General features: G+C 33.6%; 13 protein-coding genes. 10 read left to right on the forward strand and 3 right to left on the reverse strand.

The window, feature by feature from the left end; genetic code table 11:
• Window positions 1-31: 31 nt before the first annotated feature.
• The 9 genes from pdaA (at window position 32) to FHP05_RS06940 (ending at window position 8,022) form a co-directional block, all read left to right on the forward strand.
• Window positions 32-820, forward strand: coding sequence for a delta-lactam-biosynthetic de-N-acetylase (gene pdaA / locus FHP05_RS06900; RefSeq protein WP_147666509.1), 789 nt, complete (start codon window positions 32-34; stop codon window positions 818-820).
• A gap of 282 nt (window positions 821-1,102) precedes the next feature.
• A complete protein-coding gene (locus FHP05_RS06905; RefSeq protein WP_147666510.1) occupies window positions 1,103-1,561 on the forward strand; it encodes a c-type cytochrome in 459 nt (152 codons plus the stop codon).
• 12 nt (window positions 1,562-1,573) lie between these two features.
• On the forward strand, window positions 1,574-3,442 hold the full coding sequence (nosZ, locus tag FHP05_RS06910; protein WP_147666511.1) for a Sec-dependent nitrous-oxide reductase: 1,869 nt from the start codon (window positions 1,574-1,576) through the stop codon (window positions 3,440-3,442).
• A 72-nt stretch (window positions 3,443-3,514) separates the two neighbouring features.
• A complete protein-coding gene (locus tag FHP05_RS06915) occupies window positions 3,515-4,087 on the forward strand; it encodes a hypothetical protein (RefSeq protein ID WP_191126276.1) in 573 nt (190 codons plus the stop codon).
• Window positions 4,084-5,415 (forward strand): nitrous oxide reductase family maturation protein NosD, encoded by a 1,332-nt coding sequence (nosD, locus tag FHP05_RS06920; protein WP_147666512.1) that lies wholly within the window; start codon window positions 4,084-4,086, stop codon window positions 5,413-5,415. Before FHP05_RS06915 ends, nosD begins: the two co-directional genes overlap by 4 nt.
• Window positions 5,388-6,188, forward strand: coding sequence for an ABC transporter permease (locus FHP05_RS06925; RefSeq protein WP_147666513.1), 801 nt, complete (start codon window positions 5,388-5,390; stop codon window positions 6,186-6,188). Before nosD ends, FHP05_RS06925 begins: the two co-directional genes overlap by 28 nt.
• Before the next feature lie 36 nt (window positions 6,189-6,224).
• Window positions 6,225-6,896 carry an ABC transporter ATP-binding protein gene (locus tag FHP05_RS06930; RefSeq protein WP_147666514.1) on the forward strand — a complete coding sequence of 224 codons (672 nt, stop codon included), beginning with the start codon at window positions 6,225-6,227 and terminating at the stop codon, window positions 6,894-6,896.
• A 44-nt stretch (window positions 6,897-6,940) separates the two neighbouring features.
• The gene (locus FHP05_RS06935) at window positions 6,941-7,303 is read left to right on the forward strand and encodes a FixH family protein (RefSeq protein ID WP_191126277.1); all 363 of its coding nucleotides are present in this window, start codon (window positions 6,941-6,943) and stop codon (window positions 7,301-7,303) included.
• Window positions 7,300-8,022, forward strand: coding sequence for a hypothetical protein (locus FHP05_RS06940; protein WP_147666516.1), 723 nt, complete (start codon window positions 7,300-7,302; stop codon window positions 8,020-8,022). The genes FHP05_RS06935 and FHP05_RS06940 overlap by 4 nt, the downstream gene beginning before the upstream one ends.
• A gap of 119 nt (window positions 8,023-8,141) precedes the next feature.
• On the opposite strand, the gene FHP05_RS06945 is transcribed toward FHP05_RS06940, so the two are convergent.
• From FHP05_RS06945 to FHP05_RS06955, 3 genes are read right to left on the reverse strand one after another with little or no spacing between them, the layout of a single operon-like run.
• Window positions 8,142-9,431 (reverse strand): sensor domain-containing diguanylate cyclase, encoded by a 1,290-nt coding sequence (locus tag FHP05_RS06945; RefSeq protein ID WP_147666517.1) that lies wholly within the window; start codon window positions 9,429-9,431, stop codon window positions 8,142-8,144.
• 35 nt (window positions 9,432-9,466) lie between these two features.
• Window positions 9,467-10,747, reverse strand: coding sequence for an EAL domain-containing protein (locus FHP05_RS06950; protein ID WP_147666518.1), 1,281 nt, complete (start codon window positions 10,745-10,747; stop codon window positions 9,467-9,469).
• 38 nt (window positions 10,748-10,785) lie between these two features.
• The gene (locus FHP05_RS06955; protein ID WP_191126278.1) at window positions 10,786-12,075 is read right to left on the reverse strand and encodes a sensor domain-containing diguanylate cyclase; all 1,290 of its coding nucleotides are present in this window, start codon (window positions 12,073-12,075) and stop codon (window positions 10,786-10,788) included.
• Between the two features lie 155 nt (window positions 12,076-12,230).
• On the opposite strand from FHP05_RS06955, the gene mbcS reads away from it, so the two are divergent.
• The gene (gene mbcS, locus FHP05_RS06960) at window positions 12,231-13,808 is read left to right on the forward strand and encodes an acyl-CoA synthetase MbcS (protein ID WP_147666520.1); all 1,578 of its coding nucleotides are present in this window, start codon (window positions 12,231-12,233) and stop codon (window positions 13,806-13,808) included.
• The last annotated feature ends 717 nt before the right edge of the window (window positions 13,809-14,525 follow it).

Here is a 14,525-nt window from a genome sequence, read left to right on the forward strand (position 1 = left end):
AGGGAAACGTAAGAAAAAATAGAGAGGACAGATGATTTTGCAAATACGAAGATTCTTGTTATTTTTTACTTTATTTGTCTTTCTACTTCCTCAAGATATGACATATGCATATGGTTGGGGATACAAGAAAAATACAGATCATACGGTACCTGATGTTGGTAAATACGGGGATATCATTAAGGATTATAACGCATATTATGCAGACCACTCTGGTGAAAAAAATATATACGTAACCTTTGATAATGGCTATGAACAAGGGTATACAGATGCTATTTTGGATATATTGAAAAAGGAAAAAGTACCGGCCACTTTCTTTGTTACTGGGCATTATGTTGAAAGTGCGCCAGAACTCATTCAACGGATGGCAAATGAAGGCCATATTATAGGGAATCATTCCTATACACACCCTGACTTTACAACAATGTCCAAACAAACAATAAAAAAAGAATTAGATACATTAGAAAAAGCGGTACAAGAAATAACAAATACGGATTATCAAATGCAATACTTACGTCCACCACGTGGGACATTTAATGATAATACATTAAAATGGTCATCAGAGTTAGGGTATATTCATGTTTTTTGGTCAATTGCTTTTAAAGATTGGCATACAGAGGGGCAGAAAGGATGGAAATATGCTTATAAAGAAGTAATGGATCAAATTCATCCCGGAGCAATTCTTCTTCTTCATGCTGTATCCTCTGATAACGCAGAAGCACTCGAACAAATTATAAAAGATTTAAAAGAACAAGGCTATACATTTAAAAGTTTAGATGATTTAGTTATAAAGGATCAATTACCTCATTTTATGAATTGGTAGATAATATTATTCAAGTGAAAGGAATATCTGATAATTCAAATATTTTATCAGATATTCCTTTTTTTAAAGCTTCAATAAGGAATCAAAAGCCCTATTAACAAGCTGTTTCTAGTATAAATGTTCACCAATTCACAAATAATTCATAAACCGTAAAAAATACCGTTCCAGGTGTGATTTAAATCACTTATAAAAACTTTCCAGTCAGTAAGATAAAAGTATACCTAAATATTTAAGGTATATGGTTGAAGACATGTTTTCAAAAACTTAAGGGAGGTTAAGTCATTGAAGAAAAACGGTATTATCTTTGTAATCGCATTTTTAGTAGCTTTTGCAGGAGGATATTTTATCTTTTCGAGTGGAGGAGATGCCCCTGAAAAAGACACTTCTACAGCCACATCAGAGAAACAAGATAAAAAAGATGATGCATCTGATGAAGAAACGGCTAAAGAAGATAGTTCCGATGAGGCTACAGTACCAGCAGAAGCAGAAGCATTACAAGCAAATAATTGCTTGAGTTGCCATGCTGTTGAATCATTGGGAGCGGAAGGTGGAGCATCAGGACCTGACTTATCAGATGCTTATAAGAATGTAAAGGGTAAGCATGGAAAAGAGCTTGATGAATTTTTACAAGAACCAACATCACAAGTAATGTCAGGTGTTATCGAAGGGAATCCACTTTCAGACGAAGAACGTGAACAAATCGTAGAAGCATTAAAAAAAGCATCAGAGAATAATGAATAGGGGGTACATCTCATGAATGCACAGCGGATTATATCTGCAGTTGTTGGTATTGCAGCTGGACTACTAGTCGCTTTTGTTTTCTTCGGTGATTTTGGAAATGAAGACACGGCAACATCAGCTGACAATAAATCAAAGGCTGAAAAAGTATTTGTGCCATATGGTGAACTAGATGATTATTATATGCTCGCTTCTGGAGGACATTCTGGACAATTATTCGTTTATGGTGTTCCATCAATGAGAAAAATTCGTACAGTTCCAGTATTCACACCAGATCCAGCAACAGGTTACGGATATGACAAAGAATCAAAAGAAATGTTAGGAGATTATACATGGGGAGATTTCCACCACCCAGCTGTTTCAGAAACAGAGGGAGATTATGATGGGGAATTCCTATTTGCAAATGATGTGGGAAATAACCGTGTTGCAGCAGTTGATTTAGGTATTTTCCATACGGTAGATATTATGGATCTGCCAAACATGGGTGGACCGCACGCAGGAGTATTTCTAACATCTAATACAGAATATATTGCTCTACCAACAAGATTTGCTCGTCCATTAGGTGGAGAATATGCATCATTAGATAAGTATGAAGAGGAGTATAAAGGTGTCGTATCGATGACAACCTTTGACAAAAAGAAAAAAGAATTTGATCTAGCATTCCAAATCGTTCTTCCACCATGGTCTTACGATTTGTCAGATGCAGGTAAAAAAGATTCATCTGATTGGATTGTTATGACAACCTATAATACAGAATTTGCAACAACAAACTTAGAAATCAATGCATCACAAAATGATCGTGATTATATTGTAATGATTAACTGGAAAAAGCTTGAAAAAGCAGTTGCTGATGGAAAGTATGATGATGTAAATGGAGCGAAAATGGTTGACCCTCGTGATGTAAAGGGCGCTATTTATGCTGTACCAGTAGCCAAATCTCCACACGGTGTAGACGTTACCCCAGATGGAACTCGCTTTATTGCATCTGGTAAATTAGCACCATTAATGACTGTATTTTCATTTGAAAAAGCATTTGATGCGATTGAAAAAGGGGACTTCGATGATGAAAAATTCGGAATTCCAATTCTTCCTTATGAAGATGTAATGGAAAGAGAAGTTGACCCACCAGGAGCACTAGGACCATTGCATACACAATTTGATGACAAAGGTCATGCTTATAACACGATGTTTATTTCATCAGAAGTTGTTAAGTGGAAAGTCGATACAGGAGAAGTTATAGACCGAAAACCTTCTTACTATTCACCTGGACACGCTTCAGCTGCTGAAGGTGATACAGTTGATCCAGATGGAAAATGGCTTGTTGCATTAAACAAAATTGCGAAAGATAACTTCCTTTCTGTTGGGCCATCTCACCCAGAATCAATGGATTTATATGATATTTCTGGGGAGGAAATGGAGCATATTATGGCAGCACCAGTAGACCCTGAGCCACACTATGCACAAATTATTCATCGCGATAAAATTAAACCGAAGAAGTTATACGAAAAAGATGAAGATAGACCAAATTCTGTCTGGTCAGTAGATGATGCTCATATTGAACGTAAAGGTGATGAAGTCCATGTTTACGGGGTAGCTCTTCGTTCACGTTTTGTCTTTGACGCAAAAGCAGAACGTCCAGATGCTGTAACCGTTAAGCAAGGTGACAAAGTGTTCTTCCATATGACTAATATTGACCTTGACCAGGATATTACTCATGGATTCGGTATTAACGATTACAACTTGAACTTTGAGGTTCAACCAGGTCAAACAAGTACATTAGAATTTGTAGCAGATAAAGCTGGAACATATCCAATTTATTGTACAAATTTCTGTTCTGCACTACACCAAGAAATGAGCGGTTATTTATTAGTTGAACCGAAATAAATATTTTCAACTAGGTAGGAACAAAGGGAGCGATCTCCTCATTGAAGGAGATCCCCCCTATTCATTTAGGAGATGACTATAGTGAAGAAAAAACTATCAAAAGTATCTATGTTTAGTCTAATAGCAGCAGCAATTATCATCTTCATAACACTTTTTGTACCTTGGTGGGGAATGGAATTTTATGCACCACAATATCCAGAAGGCTTAGACATTATCGTTTATCCAACAACACTTGCAGGTGATATTGATGTGGTGAATGGGTTAAACCATTATATTGGTATGAAGGAATTTAGTAATGAATCATTCCCTGAATTACAATTTATGCCGTATATTGTTGCGGGAATAGCTGTACTTACATTAATCGTTGCTTTTTTAAGGAGAAAATCACTTCTCTATGGATTAATTGCATTATTTGCACTTGGAGGTGCAGTTGGAATCTTAGATATGCGCCGTTGGCTTAAAAAATTTGGTACTGAATTAGACCCAAATGCTCCGATTGATTTAGAACCATTTGTACCGCCTATTATAGGAGAAAATACAATTGCTAACTTTGTAACAAATAGTTACTTCACATGGGGTGCCTTTCTATTAGGTCTTGCTTTTATATTAATGATTTTTCCATTATGGAAGGATAGAGGAAAATGAAACGAATGATAACGGGCATTACCCTTATCATCATGGCCATTCTTGGAGCACAGTCTGTACAAGCGGCAGAAACAAATGAATTACAAGAGCTCATTGATAATACACCAGAAAAAGGTGTACTAGAACTTGAAGCGAAAACATATGAAGGAAATGTTGTTATAAAAAAGCCGATGACCATGAAAGGACAAAAAGGTACTAAAATTCATGGCGATAAAAAAGCAAATGTCGTTGAAATAGAAAGTGATCATGTCACATTAGATAATATGGAAATTAGATACAGTGGGATGAGTCGTAGTTCAGATGAAGAATATTCAGGTGTCCGTGTCATGGGCAATCATACAACATTAAAAAACTTAACGATTTCAGATAGTTATCATGGGATATATTTAAATAGAACAAAGGAAAATACGATTCAAGGAAATAAAATTACTGGACATGGAACAGAAGTATTAGGAAATCAAGGTTATGGTATTTTTATTAATCGTGCAGGACGTAATATGGTTAAAGATAATTATATTGAAAAAACTCGTGATGGAATTTATGTAGAATATGCCGATAATAACGAGATTGTGAATAATACTGCAGTGGAGACCAGATATGGCCTCCATTACATGTATTCTAATTATAATATATTTGAAGGAAATCATTTCAATCGAAATGTAGGTGGAGCAGCCATCATGCATTCCGACCACATTACATTGAAAGACAACACATTTTCTTATAATCAAGGATCACGTGCATTTGGATTAATTATTCAAACAAGCCGTGATATTCACGTCCTGCAGAATGAATTTCACTTAAATCAACGAGGTCTTTATTTAGAACAATCCACAAGTAATTTAATAGAAAAAAATGATTTTTTTCATAATCAGATTGGCGTAGAAGTCTGGGCTTCAGCTACAGCACATACATTTATCAAGAATGCGTTTTATAAAAATAATACAAATGTTCTGGCTGTAGGAGGGGAGTCGAATAATGAATGGTTTAAGGGTGGTGTTGGAAACTATTGGAACACCCCAATGCTTGATTTAAACGATGACAAGATCGGTGACTCACCTTTTGAAAATACATCATCATTAAGCACATTAGTTGAAGAAAATGAATTAGCTTATCTTTTTCTTGATAGCCCTGCCATTACCATCTATGAAAAAACAAATGAATTATTAAGTAATGATCAAGTAATGGCAATAGATAAGCATCCACTAATGTCTAAAGAAAAACAAATCAAACCGATTGTTATATTCATTTCAATTATCATTGCAGGGACTCTCATATTTTTATACAGAAAGGGAAAATTACCATGGCTTACATTTGGAAAGAAGGATTAGAACAAGCTCGTGGAAAAGGATTATGGCTTGGCTTAGGTGTACTTATGCTTGCATCGATTTTTATAATTGCAGAGGCACGTTCTTTTCCAGCAGATTTAGGTTTTGAAGCGATGTTATTATCTTTATTTGATACAAATATGTACCTTGTTCCATTGTTTTCCCTGTTCTTAGCCTCATTTTCCATGTTTCAAGAAAAAGAAATGAAAACAGCGATGATTTTATTAACAAAAAAAGAATCAAATTGGACATATATTTTAAAGAAGTCGCTTGCGGTACAAATCGTTATTACATCAGCATTTATTGGAGCTTATTTTGTTCTAGCTTTATTTATGAAGGGATTTTTAGCTTTTCATTTACAAAGCTTCCTCCACTTTTTATTAATAACCATTGTATTTCTTCTTATTTTTAATCAGATTGGCGTGTTTCTAGGTACAGTATGTAAAACGAAAATGCAATTAGTTGGTGCAAATATTTTAATATGGTTTGTAATTGTGTTTTTAGTTGATCTTGTATTTTTATACTTTTTACCTGCTATTACTTTTGATAATTTACGGTTATTTTCATGGATTTACTTTCTAGATCCCATCCATACGATGCGTTTTTATTTAGAGACAAAGCTAAATCTGTTTGGTTTATCTCATATGTCCCGTTTAATGGAGAAGTTCGTATTTATGGCCCCGTGGAAATTCTTAGCAATTAATGCATTTCTATGGCCAACCTTGTTTTATTTCTTATCAGTATTTATTAAAAGCGGGGGAACGAGACAAAATTAAGATGTACAAAAATATGGTTATTCAAGAGGTGTAATTATGATACAGATAAAAAATGTGTCCCAATCCTTTCAAAAGAAAAAAGTATTAGATGATGTTCATTTATCTGTTGATAAATATGAGCGCTGTGCATTAGTAGGGCGAAATGGTGCGGGAAAATCAACTTTAATTCATACACTCCTTGGCTTATTACCTTTAAAACAAGGAACCATCACCCTTGATGGGCAATCAAATAAAAAACAAACATGGAAAAAGAATGTCTCCTACTTGCCTGAAAAATTCCATCTATATCAAAATTTAACCGGGATAGAAAACATGCAGTTTTTTGCAAGTTTACAATCCAAAAAAATGAATGATGAAAAAATCGAAGAAAAATTACGTATGGTTTCTTTATGGGAAGACAGATCTAAACAAATTAGCAATTATTCAAAAGGAATGTTACAACGTCTAGGGCTTGCGGTTGTTTTATACTTTGATTCTGAAATTATTATCCTAGATGAACCAACGAGTGGCCTTGATCCAATCGGTAGGAATGAAATATTGAGTATTATTAAATCTCTAACAAACAAAACAATTTTAATGGCCTCCCATCATTTTGAGGAAATTCGCAAAGTGTGTACACATGTTGCTTATTTAGAAGATGGAAAAATTACAAAATATACGACAGATGAATTCTTGGAAAAATATGCAAGTATGGAAAACTTCGTATAGAGCATGTGGAGCAAATAGCTATAATAATGAAGAGGGGTTTTAAAATGAAGAAAATTTATCTTGCACTACTTACAATATTAGTCATCTTATTAACAGCATGTGGGGCAGAGGAAATCGAATGGACAGTAAAACAGGCACCTGTTTTCAAACCGGAAGTAGCATCCGAAATGATTATTGAAGCAAAAAAAGAGGGGGAAGCTCTAACAGGTTTAGAAATATCTGGACTTTTAGAGATGGAACGAATGGACCATGGTATTATTGAGATTGTTTTTACGGATAATGGCGATGGTACGTATTCAGGAGAAGTGGAATTGCCGATGGGTGGAGAATGGATTATTGACTTACAAGCTCAAGAGGGCGATACAACCTATGAAGATGTCATAACATTTGATGTTGATGAAGGGTGATAAATCATGAAAAAAATTATCCATTTATTTTCATCCTCGTGCTTATTACAATGCTTATTATAAGCGGCTGTGCAAAAGAGGAACAAGAAAAGAAAGATAAAACGAGTAATGAAGAAACAACAGAAAATGAAGTAAGTAAACAAAAAACAGATGACAAGAAAGATGTCGAAGTTGTTACCATTAATGATAGTATACTTTATGAAGAAGACCTTGAATTTTATACCCTTGTTGAAAAAATAAAAATAGAATTGAACCGTTCCAGTGATAAAAAGTCATTATCAAAAGAAGATTTTGAAGACAAAAACATTTATTGGGATGAACAATTAGAGACTCTTGAAAATATCAATGTTCAATTAAATAATCTCATTGAAATCTATACGATGTCCCTTTTAGCAGAGGAGAAACATTACTTTATTCCAGATGAAGATTTAAATGAATCAGTAGATAATTTTATTAAGAAAGTTAAAAAAGACAACTCTGCAAATAAATTAATAGATACGTATGGGGAAAAGAAATTCAAACGAAATATGAATGAATATATGAGGCAATCGATGTTACGTGATCGTGTTGCGGAAGACCTTGAAAAGGAATTGAAAAAGGAAAAACCAAAAGCAACGGAACAGGAGATTAATTTTGAACTTCATAAAGATTTTGAAGAACTTTATATGGATCAACTAAAAAGTCTTAAAATAAAGATTCATGAAATACATGAATCTTGATAAATATGATTCTAGTGGATAGCTTTCTATTACTAACTAGAAAATAAATAGAGCTAAGGTTCAGCTAGAATGCATTGTTTGAACCTTAGTCTTTTTTATTCCATAATTTTATATTTATTTTAATCTGTTTCCTTAATTACAGAAGAACCACGTTGTCTCTTTTTCGCCTCATATAATGCAATATCAGCAGATCTTAGAACATTGGATTTTCTTGCTTGATTGGTAGATTCTACTGTAATACCCAGACTAGCTGTCACTTGAATCGTGTGTCCATCTATATGCCAGTCTTTCTTCATTGCTTGCTGGATATTTTTTATGATTATTTTTGCTTCTTCTAGTGTTGTATTAGGTAGGAGCAACACAAACTCGTCTCCACCAAGTCGGGCAATAAAATCGTCTTTTCGTATGGTCTTTGTTACTCTACTTGCGAATTCTTCTATTACTTGATCACCAATGTCATGTCCTAATTCATCATTAATAGATTTAAAATGGTCAATATCCATCATAATCACAGCTAATGGTTGTTCATTTTTTAGTTCTACGGTGAGTCGTTTATTTAAATATCGACGATTGGGTAAACCGGTTAAGGAGTCATGAAAAGCAAAAAAGTTCATTTTTGCCTCATAATTTTTTTGTAAGGTAATATCCATGATTGTGGCGACCATATGCATAAGGTTTCCATTTTCATCATACACCGGTGTACCCCGTAATTCAGACCAAATCCATCCCTTCCTATAATGGATTTGACGGAACTGTATTCTACATGATTTCTGATAAGCGATTGCTTGTTGACAAGCACCCACTATCATTTCTCTATCTTCAGGATGGACATGCTCGACAATAGAAGTATCAATATAATGTTTATAACTATAACCTAATACTCTTTGGCAAGAAGGAGAAATATAATTGATTTCCTTTTTATTATTAATTAAAACAATTACATCGTAAGAATTTTCAGCAATAATCCGAAAGCGTTTTTCATTTTCATATAGTTTTTTTAAAGTTTTCTCTTTATGAAGCTTCGTTTTCTTTCTTTCAGTAATATCTTTTACAATGGCGACAATATGTGTACAATCATTTGTTTCATTAAATAAGGGTGTCAAAGTTGTTTCGGAATATAGTACTTTTTTATTCGATGATATATTTTTGTTACATGATGTATACCTATCTTCATAAATAACTGTATTTTTTATATTTAGGACGGATTGGTACTGACGATGAATATAGTTTCCTTCTATATTTGGATATACTTCTCTTAATGTTTTTCCAATCACCTCTGTTGTTAATCCAGTGCCATCCATGGCTGCCTGATTGATAAATTCATATCTAAATACATCGCCATTTTCTACTTTCATAACAAAAACCATATCTTGAATACCATCCATTAATACATGATATAAATTTCCCATTGTTCGTAATTTTCCACTCCGCTCTGTTGTCTGTATTAAACTGTTTTGAAGTATAAATGTGCAGTTTCATGTACAAATTCTGTATTCGGAATTTCTTTATTTTGCTTCTGTAAGACTGTCAATTGATTAATTATTCTAGCTAAGCTATCCCTTTCATTTTCTTTCGTATCAAATTCAATTCCATAATAAAATATATCTCCTATGGCCTCATTCTTCCAAATAATATTACCGGGTAAAGTGAATTCCATCTCCATCACTGTAAAACAAAATTTAAATTTCATATTTGAATGAATAGGTAATTTTAATGTTGACATTATTTTTATTCCACCAATACTTATATTTTCAATTAAAATTGGTGCAGTACCTAAATTTACTTTTCGATTATTAATTTCGCTAACTGCTAATTGGGCTGGTAAAAAGTTCGGAAGAATTAAGCGATAATACCGTCTGCGTTCTTCTTTTGGTACGTATTTTGCTTTTTTCTTAGGATATAAATATCCCGTTTTCATCATTTTTTTAAATTTTTTTAGAGGAACGGGTTTTGAAAATAAATACCCCTGAATCAAGTCACATTCTTTTTGTTTTAAAAACTGCAATTGTTCGTATGTTTCTACTCCCTCTCCGACAACTGTAATACCTAAGCCTTTTGCCAAATGAATGAGAGAAGCAACGATGGAAGCATCCTTATCATTTACATCATCGATACTTTGAATAAACATTTGGTCAATCTTAATCATATCCACATCAAAATCATGTAAATATTGAACAGACGTATAACCTGTCCCATAATCATCGATAGCAATTTTTATTCCTATGTTACGTAATTTTGTTAATATTAGTTTTGCATTCTCTCTTTCTGTCAGTGCCTTATTTTCCGTAATTTCGAATACAATATATTTTGGGGATATTTGTGTTGTAGCTAATTGTTGTTTTACAGAATCTACAAATTCATCCTGTAGGAAGCAAATGGGTGAAATATTTATGGAAATCGGCCTCAATGTATAACCCTCTGTCTTCCATGTTTGTAATTGCTGACAAACCTCACCTATGATCCAATTTGTTAAGTCAAAAATCAAATGATTTTTCTCTGCTATTGATATAAATTCACCTGGAGAAACCAAACCCCATTCTTCATGATTCCAACGAATTAAAGCTTCTGCCCCTTTAATAATTCCATCATTTGCATCTATTTGTGGCTGGTAATATAATTCAAATTTATTATGTTGTATTGCTCTTCGTAAATCTTGCTCCAACATAAACTTTTTATAGGCAGAAATATCCTTAGAAAAAGAGTATATTTGATAGCGACTACTCATATGGTTTTTTGCATGATAAAGAGCCGCATAGGCCCGCTCTAAAAGTGCTCTTTATTATCACCATCTTCCGGGAAAAAACTGATTCCAATACTAATGTTTATGTGGAAATTATACTCGTTTATGGTAATTGGGTGTTCAAATAGATTAATAATATCTTCTGCAAATGTATGGACAGTTTTTTTTGTTGAGTAATTTTGTAAAGTAATTAGGAATGTGTGACTACTCGTACGAGCAAGATATCCCTTTTCGGGGAGGATTTTTTTCAATTGTTTGGCAGTATAGATTAAAAGCTTATCACCTAATTTATATCCTAGTGCATGATTCAATTGTTGAAAATCATCGATATGAATACATAATACGGCAAAGTGATTACTGTACTCACATAAGTGTATTAATTTATTACGTAGATTTCGGTGATTCGGTAAGTTTGTTAAGGCATCGTAATTAGCTAGGTAGGTAAGTTGTTCTTGTGTTTCAATATCAAGGGTTATGTCTTTAATCATACCGAATAAGTGGGTTAATTCTCCTTTTTTATTATAATATGGAATTGCCTCATCAGTTACCCATTTTAACGTGCCATCGCCACTAATAATTCGATATCTATGCTGGACTATGTTCCCTTTATAAAGTTCCTTTAGTCTAGATTGAACAATTTCTTCATCATCGGGATGAATCATTTTTTCCCATATGTGGAAATTTTGATACATTGTTTCTCTAGGAATAGAAAATATCTCCTCCATGCCCTTAGAAACATACATGACTTTTCCGGTTGAAAGCTCTGTTTTCCAAATTCCAATATGTAAATGATCAATCATAGATTGGTAGCTATCACTCGTGTTTTCTAAGGCATGTTCTAATTTTTTTCGCTCAGCATATACATTTTTATATGTTGTGAGATTGCGGACGATAATACAAACCCCAACCAAATCATGTTTGTCTTTTAATACAGGAATAAAAGAAATTGATAAATTGATGATTTCCTGTTGTTTATTCCAAATAGCTACGTCATGTTGTATATGTTCCCTATTTAAGGCTTTGCGAAACGCCTCCCGAAGTAGACGATATGAATCCCTTGGTATTATTTTTTTTATATTAATTTCCTCAATTGTTTTATATCCTATTAAATGATAAAGGTTTGTTTTATTTTGTGATAGTATTTTTCCTTTTGGTGAAAATAATAATAATAAATCTGGATGATATTTTGCCAAAGAACCAAAGTAGTTTTGTAGATAATCATCTTTAATTGCCTTGTTAGTATGTTCTTCCATAAGAACTACCTGCTGTAGATCAGAAAAAAATTGCTTTACAATATTTGGTAGTTTTGACATAGGACTCATTCCTTCCAAAAATATAATAGCCAATATATTATAGCTCAAAAGACCTATGTAGAGAAATGATTTTTATCACATAATTCAAATAAAAAAAGGTTTTAAATTTCATAACATTTGATATAATAAAATGAAAATTAAAAGGAGTGATGAATTTGAAAAGGGAAGATTTAATAGCTCCACATGATTACAACATAGTAGATGAAATTGAGAAATTTAGTGAAGATACAGAAAGAAAAGCACTGATTTGGCAAGATGATGCAGGTAATAAGAAAGAAGTAACATACAAGGATTTAATGAGTAATGTAAACAAAATTGGAAACGCTTTCTTGGGAAAAGGACTAAAAAAAGGAGATAAGTTGCTTGTTATGATGCCTCGTCTAATAGAGGCTTACGAAGTTTATTTAGCTGCTTTAAAAACAGGAATCATCATTATCCCTAGTTCCGACATGCTAAAAACGAATGATCTACAATATCGTATTCACCATGGAGAGGTCAATGGGATTGTAAGTTTTCATCCATTTGTTGACCAATATAAAAAAGTAGATGAATATGATTCACTGACCAAATTCGTTGTTGGAAAACAAGTAACAGATTGGCACTTCTTAGATGAATTAAAGCATCAAGCTTCTCCTACATTATCAGGTGGAAGAACAACAAGTGATGATATCGCATTTTTACCATATACGTCAGGAACAACGAGCCAACCAAAAGGTGTGGTACATACACATGCATGGGGATATGCACACCTTCGTACAATGGCTGAGAGTTGGTTAGGTATCCAAGAGGGAAGTAAAGTATGGGCAACAGCAGGGCCTGGTTGGCAAAAATGGATTTGGAGTCCGTTTTTAGCTGTATTAGGTTCTGGTGCAACAGGATTCGTATATAACGGAAAGTTTGATCCAAAAGTCTATTTACAATTACTACAAGAGGAGGAAATTCAAGTATTATGTTGTACACCTACAGAATATCGTCTAATGGCAAAGGTAGATGGTCTAGGGAAATATAATTTACCTAAATTAGAAAGTGCTGTATCTGCAGGTGAGCCATTAAATGTGGAAGTAATTGATACATTTAAAAAATATTTCAATATAGATGTGCGTGATGGCTATGGTCAAACAGAAAACACATTACTATTAGGAATCACAAAAGACATGGAATTGAAACCTGGTTCAATGGGAAAGCCAACACCAGGTAATGAGGTAGAAATTATTGATCAATTAGGAGAAATTGTTGATGTTGGTGAAGTAGGAGATATTGCTGTAAAACTCAGTAGTCCAGCATTATTTAAAAGGTATTATAAAGATACTGAAAGAACAAAAATAGCAAGAAGAGGAGAATATTACGTAACAGGAGATAGAGCATATAAAGATGAAGATGGCTATTTCTGGTTTGAAGGTCGAAGCGATGATATTATTATTAGTTCCGGTTACACCATTGGGCCATTTGAAGTTGAAGATGCTCTAGTGAAACACCCTGCTGTTCAAGAGTGTGCAGTAGTGGCGAGTCCAGATGAAATTCGTGGTGCAGTCGTAAAGGCATATATCGTTTTAAAAGAAGAAAAAGAATATGATGAAACGAAATTAATTCAAGAACTGCAAGAATTTGTAAAGGCAAAAACAGCACCATATAAATATCCACGTAAAATTGAATTTATTAAAGAACTACCTAAAACAACATCAGGAAAAATTCGCCGTGTTGAACTACGTCAAAATGAAAAAGTAAAAAATTAATACATTCTCGAATGAAGGATATACCAGCTATATCCTTTTTTTGTTTTTTAAAAGTTTTTTTTGCTTCTTACTTTGTTGCTTCTGCCGTCGTAGTTGAAAACACTACGGGCATGCGTAATCGTGCCCTGTAATCGTAAACTCACGTAAAGCGGTAACGAATAAGAGTTAATCGTGCCCTGGAATCGTAAATTCACGTAAAGTGATAATGAATAAGAGTTAATCGTGCCCTGTAATCGTAAACTCACGTAAAGCGGTAACGAATAAGAGTTAATCGTGCCCTGTAATCGTAAACTCACGTAAAGTGGTAACGAATAAGAGTTAATCGTGCCCTGGAATCGTAAACTCACGTAAAGTGGTAACGAATAAGAGTTAATCGTGCCCTGTAATCGTAAACTCACGTAAAGCGGTAACGAATAAGAGTTAATCGTGCCTTGGAATCGTAAATTCACGTAAAGCGGTAACGAATAAAAGTTAATCATGCCCAGAAAATCATGAAACAGCAGAAATGGTCACGAATATCGAACAAATCACAATTCTCCCCCACATTAATTAACATATACAAAATGGATTTGTATTTTAGATGTCTTTCTGTATCTGTACTTTAACGGCTGACTTTTGTTTAACTCTCGATACTAAAGTCTGGCCTTTCGCAGTAATTTTTAAGAAATTTGATCAAAATACTTGAAAGTCAAAGAAGGTCAGAGTATAATAAAAGTC

This window comes from Cerasibacillus terrae (assembly GCF_008039555.1).
Taxonomy (GTDB): Bacteria; Bacillota; Bacilli; order Bacillales; family Amphibacillaceae; genus Cerasibacillus; species Cerasibacillus terrae.